General features: G+C 69.7%; 12 protein-coding genes and 1 tRNA gene. 7 read left to right on the top strand and 6 right to left on the bottom strand.

Going from position 1 to position 15,229, the window contains the following annotated elements; translation table 11 throughout:
• Positions 1–13: 13 nt before the first annotated feature.
• The 4 genes from FHS07_RS04225 (at position 14) to FHS07_RS04210 (ending at position 4,511) form a co-directional block, all read left to right on the top strand.
• Positions 14–2,539 (top strand): ATP-dependent Clp protease ATP-binding subunit, encoded by a 2,526-nt coding sequence (locus FHS07_RS04225; protein ID WP_183418610.1) that lies wholly within the window; start codon positions 14–16, stop codon positions 2,537–2,539.
• 71 nt (positions 2,540–2,610) lie between these two features.
• Positions 2,611–3,120 carry an amino-acid N-acetyltransferase gene (locus FHS07_RS04220; protein ID WP_183418609.1) on the top strand — a complete coding sequence of 170 codons (510 nt, stop codon included), beginning with the start codon at positions 2,611–2,613 and terminating at the stop codon, positions 3,118–3,120.
• 91 nt (positions 3,121–3,211) lie between these two features.
• Positions 3,212–3,892, top strand: coding sequence for a hypothetical protein (locus FHS07_RS04215; protein WP_183418608.1), 681 nt, complete (start codon positions 3,212–3,214; stop codon positions 3,890–3,892).
• A gap of 208 nt (positions 3,893–4,100) precedes the next feature.
• Positions 4,101–4,511 (top strand): dehydrogenase, encoded by a 411-nt coding sequence (locus tag FHS07_RS04210; RefSeq protein WP_183418607.1) that lies wholly within the window; start codon positions 4,101–4,103, stop codon positions 4,509–4,511.
• A 536-nt stretch (positions 4,512–5,047) separates the two neighbouring features.
• Here FHS07_RS04210 and radA read toward each other — a convergent pair.
• Together radA and FHS07_RS04200 are read right to left on the bottom strand one after the other, a co-directional pair.
• Entirely contained in the window at positions 5,048–6,415 is a 1,368-nt protein-coding gene (radA, locus tag FHS07_RS04205; RefSeq protein ID WP_183418606.1) for a DNA repair protein RadA, read from the bottom strand.
• A 332-nt stretch (positions 6,416–6,747) separates the two neighbouring features.
• Complete coding sequence (locus FHS07_RS04200; protein WP_183418605.1) at positions 6,748–7,701, bottom strand: L-lactate dehydrogenase; 954 nt, start codon at positions 7,699–7,701, stop codon at positions 6,748–6,750.
• Positions 7,702–7,827: 126 nt separating this feature from the next.
• Here FHS07_RS04200 and FHS07_RS04195 point away from each other — a divergent pair.
• A tRNA-Ser gene (locus FHS07_RS04195) sits at positions 7,828–7,917 on the top strand.
• Between the two features lie 67 nt (positions 7,918–7,984).
• Here FHS07_RS04195 and FHS07_RS04190 read toward each other — a convergent pair.
• Positions 7,985–8,632 (bottom strand): hypothetical protein, encoded by a 648-nt coding sequence (locus FHS07_RS04190; protein ID WP_183418604.1) that lies wholly within the window; start codon positions 8,630–8,632, stop codon positions 7,985–7,987.
• 74 nt (positions 8,633–8,706) lie between these two features.
• On the opposite strand from FHS07_RS04190, the gene FHS07_RS04185 reads away from it, so the two are divergent.
• Both FHS07_RS04185 and FHS07_RS04180 read left to right on the top strand, forming a co-directional pair.
• Complete coding sequence (locus FHS07_RS04185; RefSeq protein WP_183418603.1) at positions 8,707–10,071, top strand: 3' terminal RNA ribose 2'-O-methyltransferase Hen1; 1,365 nt, start codon at positions 8,707–8,709, stop codon at positions 10,069–10,071.
• Complete coding sequence (locus FHS07_RS04180) at positions 10,068–12,587, top strand: polynucleotide kinase-phosphatase (RefSeq protein ID WP_183418602.1); 2,520 nt, start codon at positions 10,068–10,070, stop codon at positions 12,585–12,587. The genes FHS07_RS04185 and FHS07_RS04180 overlap by 4 nt, the downstream gene beginning before the upstream one ends.
• Positions 12,588–12,729: 142 nt before the next feature.
• Here FHS07_RS04180 and FHS07_RS04175 read toward each other — a convergent pair whose 3' ends face one another.
• From FHS07_RS04175 to panC, 3 genes are all read right to left on the bottom strand, one after another.
• Entirely contained in the window at positions 12,730–13,347 is a 618-nt protein-coding gene (locus FHS07_RS04175) for a hypothetical protein (RefSeq protein WP_183418601.1), read from the bottom strand.
• A gap of 148 nt (positions 13,348–13,495) precedes the next feature.
• The gene (panB, locus tag FHS07_RS04170; RefSeq protein WP_183418600.1) at positions 13,496–14,350 is read right to left on the bottom strand and encodes a 3-methyl-2-oxobutanoate hydroxymethyltransferase; all 855 of its coding nucleotides are present in this window, start codon (positions 14,348–14,350) and stop codon (positions 13,496–13,498) included.
• Positions 14,347–15,228, bottom strand: a complete 882-nt coding sequence (gene panC, locus FHS07_RS04165; RefSeq protein ID WP_183419397.1) for a pantoate--beta-alanine ligase — start codon at positions 15,226–15,228, stop codon at positions 14,347–14,349. The genes panB and panC overlap by 4 nt, the downstream gene beginning before the upstream one ends.
• Between the last annotated feature and the right edge of the window lies 1 nt (position 15,229).

Here is a 15,229-nt window from a genome sequence, read left to right as displayed (position 1 = left end):
TGGAGGGACTGAGATGTTCGAGAGATTCACCGACCGTGCCCGTCGTGTGGTCGTCCTCGCCCAAGAAGAGGCGAAGATGCTCAACCACAACTACATCGGCACCGAGCACATCCTGCTGGGACTGATCCACGAGGGCGAAGGTGTCGCGGCCAAGGCGCTCGAGTCCCTCGGCATCTCCCTCGACGCCGTGCGCGAGCAGGTGCAGGACATCATCGGCCAGGGACAGCAGCAGCCCACGGGGCACATCCCCTTCACGCCGCGTGCCAAGAAGGTCCTGGAGCTGTCCTTGCGCGAAGCGCTGCAGCTCGGCCACAACTACATCGGCACCGAGCACATTCTGCTCGGCCTCATCCGTGAGGGCGAGGGTGTGGCGGCCCAGGTGCTCGTCAAGCTCGGCGCCGACCTGAACAAGGTGCGCCAGCAGGTCATCCAGCTGCTCTCGGGCTACCAGGGCAAAGAGCCCGCAGGGGTCGCCTCCGGCGCCGGCGAGCAGCAGTCCGCCGCCGCTCAGGGCGGCTCGGCCGTGCTCGACCAGTTCGGTCGCAACCTCACGCAGGCCGCGCGCGACAACAAGCTCGACCCCGTGATCGGGCGCGAGAAAGAGATCGAGCGCGTCATGCAGATCCTGTCGCGCCGCTCCAAGAACAACCCTGTCCTCATCGGCGAGCCCGGTGTCGGAAAGACGGCGGTCGTCGAGGGTCTCGCGCAGGCCATCGTCAAGGGCGACGTGCCCGAGACGCTGAAGGACAAGCAGGTCTACTCGCTCGACCTCGGTTCGCTCATCGCCGGTTCCCGCTACCGCGGTGACTTCGAAGAGCGCCTGAAGAAGGTCACGAAAGAGATCCGCACGCGCGGTGACATCATCGTCTTCATCGACGAGATCCACACCCTCGTGGGTGCCGGTGCGGCCGAGGGCGCGATCGACGCGGCATCCATCCTCAAGCCGCTGCTCGCTCGTGGAGAGCTCCAGACCATCGGCGCTACCACGCTGGATGAGTACCGCAAGCACTTCGAAAAGGATGCCGCGCTCGAGCGCCGCTTCCAGCCGATCCAGGTGGCCGAGCCGAGCCTGCCCCACGCGATCAACATCTTGAAGGGTCTGCGCGACCGTTACGAGGCGCACCACAAGGTGCAGATCACCGACGGCGCCATCGTCGCCGCGGCCAATCTCGCCGACCGCTACATCAGCGACCGGTTCCTCCCCGACAAGGCGATCGACCTGATCGACGAGGCCGGCGCCCGCCTGCGTCTGTCGATCCTGTCGTCGCCGCCGGAGCTGCGCGAGTTCGACGAGAAGATCGCCAAGGTCCGCGAGCAGAAGGAGCAGGCCTCCGAGGAGCAGGACTTCGAGAAGGCCGCGTCGCTGCGCGACGAGGAGAAGTCGCTGCTCGCGGAGCGCCTGCGCCTCGAGAAGCAGTGGCGCTCGGGAGACGTCGCCTCCCACGCGGTGGTCGACGAGGGCCTGATCGCCGAGGTGCTCGCCCAGGCGACCGGCATCCCGGTGTTCAAGCTCACCGAAGAAGAGTCCAGCCGCCTCATGTTCATGGAGAAGGCTCTGCACCAGCGCGTCATCGGCCAGGAAGAGGCCATCGCGGCCCTTTCGCGGACGATCCGTCGTCAGCGGGCCGGCCTCAAGGACCCGAAGCGCCCCTCTGGCTCGTTCATCTTCGCCGGCCCCACGGGCGTCGGAAAGACCGAACTCGCCAAGGCGCTCGCCGAGTTCCTCTTCGACGACGAGGGCGCGCTGATCTCGCTCGACATGTCGGAGTTCGGTGAGAAGCACACCGTCTCGCGTCTGTTCGGTGCCCCTCCCGGGTTCGTCGGATTCGAAGAGGGTGGCCAGCTCACCGAGAAGGTGCGCCGCAAGCCGTTCTCGGTCGTGCTCTTCGACGAGATCGAGAAGGCTCACCCCGACATCTTCAACTCGCTGCTGCAGATCCTCGAAGAGGGTCGCCTGACCGATGGTCAGGGTCGCGTCATCGACTTCAAGAACACGGTGATCATCATGACGACCAACCTCGGTTCGTCGGCGATCGCCGGGGGCCCGGTGGGCTTCCAGGTCGAGGGCAACGCCCAGACGTCCTACGAGCGGATGAAGGGCAAGGTCGACGAGGAGCTCAAACGACACTTCAAGCCCGAGTTCCTCAACCGCGTCGACGACGTCATCGTCTTCCCGCAGCTGAGCAAGCCCGAGCTTCGCCAGATCGTCGGCCTGTTCGTCAAGCGGCTGGCCGACCGTCTGCTCGACCGCGACATGACGGTGGAGCTGTCGGATGACGCGAAGGACAAGCTCATCGAGATCGGTTTCGACCCGACTCTCGGTGCGCGTCCCCTCCGCCGCGCCATGCAGCGCGAGGTGGAAGACCGCCTCAGCGAGAAGATCCTGCACGGCGAACTCGAGGCCGGCGACCACGTCAAGGTCGGCGTCGAGAACGGGCAGTTCTCGTTCGAGACCAGCCCGCGGGGCGAGAAGGTCGCGCTCGGCGTCGGGACGGTCGGCGAGATCGCCGCTACCCCCGACACCCTCGCCGGCAGCTGACGCCGTAGCACGAAGGGGCCCGGATGCCATGGCATCCGGGCCCCTTCGCCGTCGCGGCGTACGCTGGGACGATGACTTCTCCCGCGCCGTTCGTCGTCCGCTCCGCCGGAACCGCCGACGTCCGACGCATCCACGAGCTGCTCGAACCCTTCGTGCAGAAACGGATCCTGCTGGGCAAAGACCTGGTCGTGCTCTACGGCTCGGTTCAGCAGTTCGTCGTCGCCGAGGTCGACGGCATCGTCGTCGGCTGCGGCGCGCTCCACATCATGTGGGAGGACCTCGGCGAGATCCGCACCCTCATCGTGCACGACGACTGGCTGCACCTGGGAGTCGGGCGTGCCCTCGTCGAGACGCTCGAGCAGCGCGCCCGCGAGCTGGGTGTGTCGCGCCTGTTCTGCCTCACGTTCGAGGTGGATTTCTTCACTCGACGCGGGTTCGCCGAGATCGGCGAACAGGTGGTGCCCCCCGACGTGTACTCGCAGCTCGTGCGCAGCCCCGACGAGGGTGTCGCCGAGTTCCTCGACCTCGCGCATGTGAAGCCCAACACGCTCGGCAACACCCGCATGTTGAAGAACCTCTGAGCTCAGTCGGCGTCCCGCGGGGCGGTGACGCACCGGCGATTCCGAGCGTGCCGTGGAGAGGGCTCACGGCCAGGACGCCTACCCTGGAACCATGACCGATGCCCCCCGTAGGCGGAGGCAGTCCCCGGCGGTCTATCGCCGACGCCGTCTCGCGGCAGGGCTTCTCGCCCTGATCGTGATCGGCCTCGTCGTGTGGCTCGTCGCGGCTCCGCCCTGGCGTGTCGCACCGACCGCCGCCCCCTCGTCCGACCCGTCCGTCAGCAGTGCTGCGGCGTCGCCGTCGGCGACCGCTGCGTCGCCCTCGGCGGCCGTCACGCCGACGGCAGGCTCCTCGGCGACACCGACGCCGAGCGTGCCGGCAGGGCCCCTCGAGTGCACGGCGGCGAACATCACGGTGGAGGCGCTGTCGGACAAGGCGGAGTACGCCCAGGGTGAGAATCCGCAGTTGTCCATTCGGCTGTCGAACACATCGGCCACCCCGTGCGTCTTGAATGTGGGCACGAGCGCGCAGTCGTTCACGGTGACGAGCGGGACCGATGTGTGGTGGCGCTCGACCGATTGTCAATCGGAGCCGAGCGACATGGAAGTGACGCTCGCCGCGGGCCAGGTCGTCACCAGTTCCGCCCCGCTGACCTGGGATCGCACGCGCTCGTCCGTCAGCTCGTGCGACGGGGAACGTCCCTACGCACCGGGCGGAGGCGCGACGTACCACCTGAGCGTTTCGATCGGCGGCATCCCCTCGGCGGGGACTGCGTCGTTCGTGTTGCAGTGACGCGGCTCCCGTTCGGGACACGTCTCGGCTGACCCGGCGCCGGGTACCGGTCGTCGTCCCTGCGGCCGTGATGCGGGACCGGGGGACGGGATGCGGCGAGCGGAGGATGCTTTCGCGTCGGTGGTCCTCCCTTCGCCGCATCTCCTCCCTCCGGCGCGGTCACGGGCGCGGGAACCGGAGGGCGCGGGGCCGCGGATAGGCTCGGAAGATGGCCGCAGGCAAGAAGCGCAAGGGGAAGAAGCTCGACGTGGACTTCAAGAACACCGCACTCTCCGACGCGCTGCAGACCCAGGACATGGCCGCCATCGCATTCGCGCTGCGTCACGGCCCCACCGTCGTTCCCCTGATGACCCCGGGTGACGCGGACAACCCCCTCAGCGTCGGCGAGGTGTGGACGTACCGCGACCCGAACAACGGTCAGGTCGCGCTGCTGCTGTTCAGCGACGCCGCGCACAAGCCCGAGACGCTGCCCCCGCACGTGGCGTTGCAGTCTCCCCAGTGGCTTCGGGCGTTCCTCGGTGCGCATCAGGATGCCATCACCACGGTGTTCATCGACATCGCCGGGCCTCACCCCATCCAGGCGTCACCCGCCGATCTCATCGCCGCACTCGACGCCTGACACGGCGGGAGTCGATCCGAGGTGACTTCGCGCGCGAGCGCGTTCGTCCGGCCTGGATGCGTGTGATCGAACCACATCGCGTGCAGGATCGCCCGCCTGCGGGTGGGCGGGGAGGCCGCTGCGTGTGGGCTCGACCAGCGGCGCGGTGCTCGCGGGCTATGCCACCGGAGCGTGTGGGCGGGCCGGCACTGCGGGCGAGCGGTTCGCTTGGGTGGTGAATAAGGTGAGTCGCGCGGGTGAGGCCGGCGTGCAAGACTCGGGGCCATGGAGTTCCTGATCGCCGGCGCCGTGTGCGCCGCCGGACTTGTCATCCCCGCCGTTCTGGGCATGACGTCGCCGCACCGCCGCCGTCGGTCCGCTCCTCCCGGGCGCTGACCCGAGGCGCGCCGCCACCGGTCCGCTCCTCGCGGGCGCCAATCCCAGGAACGTGGCCACAGGGCGGCCGCGACGGACGCACCACCGAGCCCTCCGGCTTTTCTGCCATGTGACCGACCATGGCTTCAGGTCGAGGCGGTGAGCCGGCGCCCGGCGGCGGGTCAGAATCCGGGCTCGCCCTCGTCGCGCGGCATACCACGCACCTGCAGTTCGTTGAGTGCCTGAGCGAGCTTGCGCGACGACGAGTCGAGCACCGTGTGATACCCGAGCCGTTTGGCCTCGGATGCCCGCTGTGCAGCCTGGGTGACGTTGCGGATCTCGCCGGTCAGGGTCAGCTCGCCGATCGCGGCGAGACGTTTCGACACCTTGCGGTTCTTCACCGCATTGGCCACGGCGATGGCGATGGCGAGGTCGGCCGCGGGCTCGACGAGGCGTACGCCGCCGACGGTCGAGACGTAGACGTCGCGGTCGGACAGCGTCAGGCCCATACGACTCTCGAGCACGGCGAGCACCATCGCCACGCGCGACGAGTCGACGCCGTTGACGATGCGCCGTGGGTTGGGGGCGGTCTGCCGCACGGCGAGCGCCTGGATCTCGACGGGCAGGGCACGTCGCCCCTCCATCGCGATGGTGACGCACGTGCCCGGCTCGGGTTCGCCGTGCCCGAGGAACAGAGCGCTGGGGTCGGAGACCTCGGCGATGCCGGTGCCGGTCATGTCGAAGCAACCGACCTCATCGGTGGGCCCGAAGCGGTTCTTGAGCGCGCGGACGAAGCGCAATGACGTCTGCCGGTCGCCCTCGAAATGGCACACCACGTCGACGAGGTGCTCGAGGATGCGGGGGCCGGCGATCGACCCGTCTTTCGTGACATGGCCGACGAGGATCACGGGCAGGCCCCGCTCTTTCGCCACGCGGATCAGCGCCGACGCGACCTCGCGCACCTGCGCCGGCTGACCCGCGGCGCCGTCGCTATGCGCTGATGACACCGTCTGCACGGAGTCGACGATGAGCAGGCCCGGCTCGACCTGATCGATGTGACCGAGGATCGTCGCGAGGTCGGTCTCGGCCGCGAGGAAGAGCTCGTCGTGCAGCGCGCCCGTGCGCTCGGCGCGGAGACGCACCTGCGCGGCGGACTCCTCGCCGCTGGCGTACAGCACGCGGCGCCCCGCGCGGGCGCTCTGTGCGGCGACCTCCAGCAGGAGCGTCGACTTGCCCACGCCCGGCTCGCCGCTCAGCAGGATGGCCGCGCCGGGGACGATGCCCCCACCCAGCACGCGGTCGAACTCGCCGACGCCACTGGTACGTCGAGGGGCGTCTTGCGTGTCGATCTCGGTGATGCGACGGGCGGCGCGCGCGGCTCCGGGTGCGACCGGCGTGATCGAGCGGACGATGCCCGTCTGCTCGGCGGCCTCGACGACGGTGCCCCACGACTGGCACTCACCGCAGCGACCGACCCACTTCAGCGTCGTCCACCCGCACTCGGTGCAGCGGTACGGAGCGGGGGCTGCAGCGGGACGTCGGGATGCCATGGGTTCAGGCTACGCGGGGCCTCCGACATCGGCCGTCGAGGTCGCGGCATCCGGGACCGCGTTCCACCGGCCTCATCGCCGAGAAACGCTCCTCGCGGCGAAACACGTCTCGACGAGGCGTTTCTGCGCGCCGATCGCGTTTCTCGCACGAAGCCCGGGCGCGTGACCCGCGCGGATCCCGATCGCGTTTCTCGCACGAAGCCCGGGCGCGTGACCCGCGCGGATCCCGACCGAGTCCCTCGCAAGGAGCCCGGGCGCGTTGTCTCGCACGAAGCCCGACCACGTCCCTCGCGAGCAGGCCGATCGGGTCCCTCGCGAGCGGGGAGGCGGCCTCAGCCGCGCAGCGAGTCGGCGACCTCGGTGAGGGCGTCGGCGGAGCGGCGCAGCAGTGCCACCTCAGCGTCGGAGAACGGCGTGCCGGCGACCGGTACGGCCCCCGCCGCGCTGACGACCGACGGCACCGACAGGGCCATGCCGTCGATGCCGTGGAAACCCTGCAGCACGGTGCTGACGGGCATGATGGCGTGCTCGTCGCGCAGGATCGCCTCGACGATGCGAGCGCTCGACAGGCCGATCGCGTAATTCGTCGCGCCCTTGCCCTTGATCACCTTGTACGCGGCATCGCGGACGTCGACGGCGATGGCATCCAATTCGTCCTCGTCGAAACGGCTGCCGTCGGGAAGCTCGAACTGCGTGATCGGCACCGATCCGATCGTGGCGGTGGACCAGAGCGGGAACTCGGTGTCGCCGTGCTCGCCGACGATCCAGGCGTGGACGCTCGAGGTGGCGACGCCCGCGCGCTGCGCGATCTTCCACCGCAGCCGCGAGGTGTCGAGCACCGTGCCCGAGGCGAAGATGCGGCGGGTGGGCACGCCCGTGGCCTCCTGCGCGAGCACCGTCAGCACGTCACAGGGGTTCGTGACGATCACGTAGACGGCGTTCGGTGCGACCTCGAGCAGGTTCGGCATCATGTCGCGGATGATGCGCGCGTTCGTGGCGGCGAGCTCGGTGCGGGTCTGCCCCGGGTTCTGCTTCGCCCCCGCGGTGATGACGACGACGTGGGAGCCCTCGGCGACGGAGACGTCGCTGCCCCCGGTGATGTCGCTGGAACCGGTGAACTGCGTGCCGTGCGCAAGGTCGAGCACCTCGGCCTCGACCTTGTCGGTCGCGATGTCGTAGAGCGCGATGTGCCGCGCCGAACCCCGGATGAGGGCCGCGTACGCGACACTCGCCCCCACGCTTCCCGCGCCCACGACCGTCAGCTTGGAGTTCTCGATCACGCTCATGGCTCGATCCTGGCAGCGGCCGTGAGCGGCCTCCACCGTGGTCGTTCGACGGTGGACGAATGGATGCCGGGACCTCGCCCGGGCGCCGATTCGCGGCATCCGCGCATCTGTCGTAAGCTTTCCGGCGGTGACGTGTCCGAGCGGCCGAAGGTGCAACACTCGAAATGTTGTGTAGGTTCACCCCTACCGTGGGTTCAAATCCCACCGTCACCGCCACCACGAAGGCCCCGATCCTCACGGATGCGGGGCCTTCGTCCTGTCGTCCGGACATCGCCCATCGCCGTCATGCGCCTGTTTCCGGCGGCCGCATTGTGTCGAGCGATCGTCGGTATTCCCGCCGAAGCGACGGGGGCGCGGACGAGCCGGCGCGGGACCGGCGTCGTGCGCGGGCCAGCAAGCGGCGGACGTCCACCCCCAGGACATGGCACAGCCCCCACAGTAGTAACGCGCCGATGACCCACGGAGCGACGCCCGTGAGGAGGGAGGAATGGACGATGTCAGCTGACTCGCCGCCGAGGATCGCGGTGGGCTGGTAGCTGGCGCGCGAGGTGCCGTCGTCCTCCGGCCATCCGTCGAGGTAGACGTCATGTCGGACGAGATCCCCATCGTCACTGACCCACGTTCCGATCGCGCGGCAGCCGCCCCGAGGACGCGGCTCGCAGTCCGTCTGCGTGAACGTGCCCCAGATCACGGGCTGTCTCAGATCGAGGACGCTGATCACCAAAAGCACCACGAGGACGACGGCGAGGGCGCCCACGATCAGGGCGGACGCGACTCGACCGAAGCCCCGCCACCAGTCACCCCACCGCTCCCTCCGCGCGATGTCACGGTCGTACGCGGCGTGCGGAGTTGCGGGGGTGTCCACGGACGGCACTCTAGCGAGACACAGCGTCGAGGCCCGCAGCGGAGACGCCACGAACGGCGTGGTCATGCGGCGGGGTACGGCGTGGCGCGTAGATCGTCCCCGCTTTACAGTGGGCGGATGCCCCGGAGATGGAACCGTCGATGCTGGTGACCGTGACACACGAGCCCGACAACGGCTCGGAGATCGATGCCACCGTGCTCGGCTACCTCCTGCACAAGCACCCCGCCCGCGCGCAGACCTTCACCGCGCCGGTCGGCGACATCCACGTGTTCGCCCCGGAGGCCCGCCCACAGCGGTGCACCTTCGCGATGATGCTCGAGGTCGATCCGGTGGGTCTGGTGCGCGACAAGAGGTTCCGCGGAGATACCCGAGCGCTCGACCACTACGTCAACGACCGTCCCTATGTCGCCTCGAGCATGCTGGCCGTGGCGATCGGCGCCGTCTTCCGCACCGCGATGACCGGCCGCAGCGACTCCTATCCCGACCTCGCAGCGTCACCGCTTCCGCTTCGCATCGAGATCCCCGTCGTTTCGGTCCGCGGCGACGACGACCTGGTCGAGCGCCTGTTCGCTCCGTGCGGTTGGAGTGTGAAACAAGAGCAGATCCCCCTCGACCCGGAGTTCCCCGAGTGGGGCGTCTCGCGTTTGCGTTCCATCACGTTGACGGGACGCTTGCGCTTGGCCGATGCCCTGCGCCAGCTTTACGTGCTGCTCCCCGTCCTCGACGATGCGAAGCACTACTGGGTCGGCGACGACGAGATCGCGAAGCTCGAACGCGCCGGTGAGGGATGGCTGTCCGCGCACCCCGAGCGCGAACTCATCACTCGCCGATATCTCCTGCACCACGCTTCGCTCGTCTCCCAGACTGTCGGAGCGGTCGCCGACCCTCCTGCCACGCCGCTTCGGTCGATGCGCGCGGACGCCGTCGTCCAGGCTCTCTCCGACGTCGGAGCGCGCAGCGTCGTCGACATGGGCTGCGGACAGGGCGCGCTGCTGGGTCGACTGGCGAAGGACCGGGCGATCTCGCGCATCATCGGCGTCGACGTGTCGGCGCGCTCGCTCGAACAGGCGGCGCGGGCGCTGCAGGTCGAGAGGATGTCGGATGCCGAGCGGCAGCGGATCCAGCTGCTGCATGGTTCGGTCGTCTACCGCGACGACCGGCTGCGCGGTGCGGACGCGATGGTGCTGATGGAGGTCATCGAACACCTCGAGCCGTCGCGCCTGTCGGCGCTGGAAGACGCCGTCCTCGCCGGTGCCCGCCCCGGGGCGGTCATCTTGACCACACCGAATGCGGAGTACAACGTGCTCTACCCCGGGTTGCCGGCGGGCGCGCTGCGCCACGAAGATCACCGGTTCGAGTGGACCCGCGCCGAATTCCGGGAATGGGTGGATGCGGCGGCCCGGCGGCACGGGTACGCGGCCGAATACCGCCCGGTCGGGTCCGAACACCCGGACCACGGCGCCCCCACCCAACTGGCGCTGCTTCGGCGGGAGGTCGCGGCATGAGCGTTCTCGACATCCCCGAGCGCTCGCTCGTCGTGCTCGTGGGGGCGTCGGGCTCGGGAAAGTCCACTTTCGCCCGGCTGAACTTCGGGCCGTACGAAGCGCTTTCCAGCGATATCTTCCGCGGTCTGGTCGCGGGCGACGAGGCGGACCAGTCCGCGACGTCCGCGGCGTTCGATGCGTTGCAATACGTTGCGGGCAAGCGTCTCGAGGCGGGGTTGCTGACGGTGATCGACGCCACCAGCGTGCAGCCGGAGTCCCGGCGGCGGCTGGTGGAGCTGGCGAAGGCACACGACGTCCTGCCGGTGGCCATCGTGTTCGACCTCCCCGAGTCGACGTGCCTCGCGCGAAACGCCGAACGGTCGGACCGGCTCATCCCTCCGGCGGCCGTCAAGCGGCAGTCGGACCAGCTGCGACGCGGTCTGCGCCACATCGGCAAGGAGGGCTTTCGTAAGGTGCACATTCTGCGGACGCCCGACGAGGTGACGGCGGCGACCGTCGAGCGTACGCGCCTTCTCAACGACCGCTCCGACGAGCACGGTCCCTTCGACGCGATCGGCGACGTGCACGGCTGCTTCGGTGAGCTGGTGAGCCTCCTCGGGCGCTTGGGATACGACATCGTCCGCGACGACGAGGGCCGCCCCGTCGACGCGGTCCACCCCGAGGGGCGACGTGTCATCTTCCTCGGCGACTTGGTCGACCGCGGTCCCGACGTCGTGGGTGTCCTGCGTCTCGCGATGGGGATGGTGGCATCCGGGTCCGCACTCGCTGTTCCCGGGAACCACGAGGCGAAGCTCGTCCGAGCGCTCCGGGGAGCACGGGTGACGCCCACCCACGGTCTCGCGGAGACCCTCGCGCAGCTCGCGGAGGAGTCGGCGGAGTTCCGCGAGCACGTGGCCGACTTCTGCTACGACCTCGTCTCGCACCTCGTGCTCGATGAGGGGCGGCTCGTCGTGGCCCACGCGGGCTTGAAGGAGCAGTACCACGGCCGAGCCTCAGGGCGCGTGCGCTCGTTCGCGTTGTACGGGGACACGACGGGTGAGACCGATGAGTTCGGCTTGCCCGTGCGATACCCCTGGGCCGAGGATTACCGCGGCAAGGCCGTCGTGCTGTACGGCCACACTCCGGTCCCCTCCGTCGAGTGGATCAACGGCACCGCGTGCTTGGACACGGGGTGCGTGTTCGGCGGTGCGCTGAGCGCCATGCGCTACCCGGAGCGCGAAGTGGTGTCGGTTCCGGCCGAGCGGGTCTGGTACGAACCCGTGAGGCCGCTCGTGCCCGAGGCTCCTCAGCGCGCCCCCGGCGTTCTGCAGTTGGCCGATGTGCAGGGCAAGTTGATCATCGAGACCGGTGTCATCGGCCGCGTGAGCATCAAAGAGCAGCAGGCGGCGGGCGGACTCGAGACCATGAGTCGCTGGGCCATCGACCCCCGCTGGCTCACCTACCTCCCGCCGACGATGACACCACCGGCGACGTCCGCACGGGAGGGATTCCTCGAGCATCCCGACGAGGCGTTCGCCGCGTTCCGCGGCCACGGTGTGACAGACGTGATCTGCGAAGAGAAGCACATGGGCTCGCGCGCCGTCGTCCTGGTGTCTCGCAAGCCCGCTCGCTTCGACGCCCCCGAGGGTTGGCGGGGAGTCATCCACACGCGCACCGGGCGCGCGTTCTTCCCCGCCGACGTCGAGTCGGTCATGCTCGCACGACTCGACGACGCTCTCGAACGCGCCGGACTGTGGAATGAGCTGACGGCCGACTGGATCCTGCTCGACGGCGAGATCGTCCCGTGGTCGGCGAAGGCCGGGCCGTTGATCCGCGATCTCTTCGCCTCGGTGGGTGCGGCGGGAGCGGCGGCCACCACGGCGGCGTCTGACGTGTTGGCCACAGCCCTGGCATCCGGAGTCGACGTCGCCGCACTCGCCGAGCGCACCAAGGTGCGCGCCGACGACGTCGATCGCTTCCGTCAGGCGTACCGGCGATACGTCGGCGGCGCGGACGAGGTGCGGTTCGCACCGTTCCAGCTGCTCGCAGCGGGCTCGGAGACCTTCGAGGAACGCGACCACGGCTGGCATCTCGCCGCCGCCGACCGGCTCGCGCAGGCGGCGCCGGAGCTGGTGATGTCGACCGGGCGCATGCGGGTAGACCTCGACGACCCTGCGTCGGTGCAGGCCGCGACGGCCTGGTGGGAACAGCTGACAGACGCCGGCGGGGAGGGGATGGTCGTGAAGCCCTTCTCGAATCTGACGCGCACCGGAAAAGGGCTCGTGCAGCCGGGCATAAAGGTGCGCGGTCGGGAGTACCTCCGCATCGTCTACGGGCCCGACTACACCACCACGGAGAACATCGTGCGCCTGCGCGACCGTGATGTCGGGCACAAGCGCTCACTGGCTGCGCGGGAGTACGCGCTCGGCATCGAGGCGCTGCGTCGTGTGACCGCGGGTGAGCCCCTGTGGCGCGTCCACGAGGCCGTGTTCGGGGTCCTGGCATTGGAGTCGGATCCGCTCGACCCGCGGTTGTGAGCGCGGAAGCGGAGAGGTCGTTCGCGGACCCGACTCGACGGGGCCGATCACTCGCTCGGCTTCAGCCACTCGGGTGCGGTCGCGCGGGCTCGGAGTGAGCCGCGGGCACGGGCGGTCGATGGCGGCTGCTCCGGAGCGCGACTCAGCCCCCCGGCCCCGATGGCTGAATCGGGGCGCCGTCGCCGTTCTCGGGAAGGTCGCCGCGTTCGACGGGTGCCGGTGGCTCGGTCGGCGCGTCGGCGAACAGCGCTTCCAACTCGGCATCCGAGGGGATACGCACCGCCTCGGCGGCTTGGTGCAGGTCGTCGAGCGGCGTTCCGTTCGGGCCGATCACCCAGATCGTGGCGCCGCCCCGCGCGACGAAGAACTCGTGCGTGCCACCGCCCTCGCGATGCCACAGGCCGGACTCCTCGGTGCAGGTGACCGTGGCGTCGGGCAGGTCCCACAGCGGCGTCGCCGCGCAGCCCGCAGCGTCGGGTTCTCCCGGCGAGGTGCGGATGGTGATCATGGCCGCGGTCTGCTCATCGACCCACGTCGCCGACAGGCCGTCGTCGTTCGCCGGTCCGACCGACTGCGATGCGAGGTCGTATCCCTCGACCTGGGTCGTGAAGACCAGTGCGGGGTCGATGTCGAGAAGTGCGGCTTTCTGGGCGATCGAGGCGCTGTCGGCCGGCGTCGGCGTTCCCCCGCAGGCGGCGAGGGAGAGGGCGACGACCCCTGCGAGGCCGACGAGGATCGGAGCACGGGAGGCGGGGCGCATGACAGCATCTTCGCTCAGCCGGCCCGCGCGGTCGATGGTCCGTCCACCCGCGGCCGGGTCTGAGGGATGCCGGAGCCTCGGCGCGCGTCGACCGGAGCGACCCGCACGATCCGACTCCGTCACCCCGCCGACGGCCGACGGGAGCTTGTCAGAGCCCGTCGATGAACTCCCGCACCGCCGTCGCGGCGTCGGCGGCGGCGGGGTACGTGTGCTCGTCCGCGGGGAAGACGCCCTCGCGCACCTCTCGGGCGTACGCCTCGACGCCCTCGACCATCGCGTCGCCGAGGGCGGCGTAGCGCTTGACGAAGACGGGTGCGCGGCCCTCCGTGATCCCGAGCAGGTCGTGCTGCACGAGCACCTGCCCGTCCGCGGCTCCGGCGCCGATGCCGATGACGGGGATACGCAGGGCCCGGCGGATCTCGTCGACGACATCGGCGGGCACGGCCTCGATGACGAGCATGAACGCCCCGGCCTCCTGCACGGCCAGCGCATCGCGCGCGACGCGGACCGCCTCGTCGGACGTACGTCCCTGCGCGCGGAGACCACCGAGCGCGGTCGCGGTCTGCGGGGTGAGTCCCACGTGCCCGACGACCGGGATTCCGGCCTCGACGATCGCCCGCAGACGTGACAGTCGTGCCGGGTTCGCGCCCTCGATCTTGACCGCCTCGGCACCGGCCTCGTGGACGAAGCGGATCGACGTCGCGACCGCCTGTTCGTCGCTCAGCTCGGTCGACCCGAACGGCAGATCGCACAACAGCAGGGGGGTCTGAAGCGCCCTGCGGACGGCTTTCGACAGCGTCAACATCTCGTCGAGCGTCACCGACGTGGTGTCGGGGTGCCCCAGCACCACCTGCGCGCCGGAGTCGCCGACCAACACGATGTCGACCCCCGCGCGTTCGGCCACCCGGCCCGAGGCGTAGTCGTATGCCGTCACCATCACCAGCGGCGTACCGGTCTCGGCGAGCTCGCGGAGCCGGCGGAGCGTCATCCTGCGGCGGGTCATGCCGTGCTCCTCTCGAGGACGATGCGGTCGTCGACACCGGGATCGAGCACCACGTTGTCGATGAGTCGGACCTGGCCCACCCGCACGGCGAGCGCGAGCAGCGCCGGGCGCGCGATGTCGGTGAGCGGTTCGAGGCTGTCGGCGTCGACGATCTCCACGTACTCCTGATCCAATCCGGCGTGGGCGAGTCCCTCGTGTACGAGGGCGGTGAGGCGATGAGGATCCCGGATGCCGGAGGCGAAGGCATCCTGCGCCGCGCGGAGCGACCGCGGGACGGCCGCCGCGAGCGTGCGCTCCTCGGCCGACAACCGCGCGTTGCGGCTGGAGCGGGCCAGGCCGTCGGCGTCGCGCGAGGTCGGGCACGCCACGATCTCGACGGGGATGCGCAGGTCGGTGACCATGCGCCGGACGACGACGACCTGTTGGGCGTCCTTCGCGCCGAAGTACGCGCGATCGGGTTGGACGGCGAGCAGCAGTTTGGCGACGACGGTGGCGACCCCGTCGAAGTGGGAGCGGCCGCGGACGGCGCCCTCGAGCGTTGCGGTGAGGGCCCCGTCGACCGAAACGGTCGTGGCGAAGCCCGCCGGGTACATCTCGGCCGCCGACGGCGCGAAGACGACGTGGGTGCCGACGTGCGCGGCCGACGCGATGTCGGCCTCCTCGGTACGCGGGTACGCCTCGAGGTCGGCGGCGTCGCCGAACTGGGTCGGGTTCACGAAGAGCGACAGCACCACGGTGGTGTTCTCCGCCCCCGCGGCGCGCAGCAGCGAGAGGTGCCCCTCGTGGAGGGCGCCCATGGTCGGCACGAACCCGATCCGTCCGGCGCGATGCGGTTCGAGCGTTGCGCGCAGTTCGGCGACGGTGCGCACGATGCGAATG

The sequence above is a fragment of the Microbacterium proteolyticum genome (assembly GCF_014192415.1).
Classification (GTDB): Bacteria; Actinomycetota; Actinomycetes; order Actinomycetales; family Microbacteriaceae; genus Microbacterium; species Microbacterium proteolyticum.
This window is presented reverse-complemented; position numbering and strand designations above follow the sequence as displayed.

Excerpts from the sequence above, each read along its gene's own strand:
- FHS07_RS04225 (WP_183418610.1), top strand. The coding sequence starts at position 14 with ATGTTCGAGAGATTCACCGACCGTGCCCGTCGTGTGGTCGTCCTCGCC.
- radA (WP_183418606.1), bottom strand. The coding sequence starts at position 6,415 with ATGGCATCCCGACGTCCCGCTGCAGCCCCCGCTCCGTACCGCTGCACC.
- FHS07_RS04175 (WP_183418601.1), bottom strand. The coding sequence starts at position 13,347 with ATGCGCCCCGCCTCCCGTGCTCCGATCCTCGTCGGCCTCGCAGGGGTC.
- FHS07_RS04215 (WP_183418608.1), top strand. The coding sequence starts at position 3,212 with ATGACCGATGCCCCCCGTAGGCGGAGGCAGTCCCCGGCGGTCTATCGC.
- FHS07_RS04210 (WP_183418607.1), top strand. The coding sequence starts at position 4,101 with ATGGCCGCAGGCAAGAAGCGCAAGGGGAAGAAGCTCGACGTGGACTTC.
- panB (WP_183418600.1), bottom strand. The coding sequence starts at position 14,350 with ATGACCCGCCGCAGGATGACGCTCCGCCGGCTCCGCGAGCTCGCCGAG.
- FHS07_RS04200 (WP_183418605.1), bottom strand. The coding sequence starts at position 7,701 with ATGAGCGTGATCGAGAACTCCAAGCTGACGGTCGTGGGCGCGGGAAGC.
- FHS07_RS04190 (WP_183418604.1), bottom strand. The coding sequence starts at position 8,632 with ATGACCACGCCGTTCGTGGCGTCTCCGCTGCGGGCCTCGACGCTGTGT.
- FHS07_RS04185 (WP_183418603.1), top strand. The coding sequence starts at position 8,707 with ATGCTGGTGACCGTGACACACGAGCCCGACAACGGCTCGGAGATCGAT.
- FHS07_RS04220 (WP_183418609.1), top strand. The coding sequence starts at position 2,611 with ATGACTTCTCCCGCGCCGTTCGTCGTCCGCTCCGCCGGAACCGCCGAC.
- FHS07_RS04180 (WP_183418602.1), top strand. The coding sequence starts at position 10,068 with ATGAGCGTTCTCGACATCCCCGAGCGCTCGCTCGTCGTGCTCGTGGGG.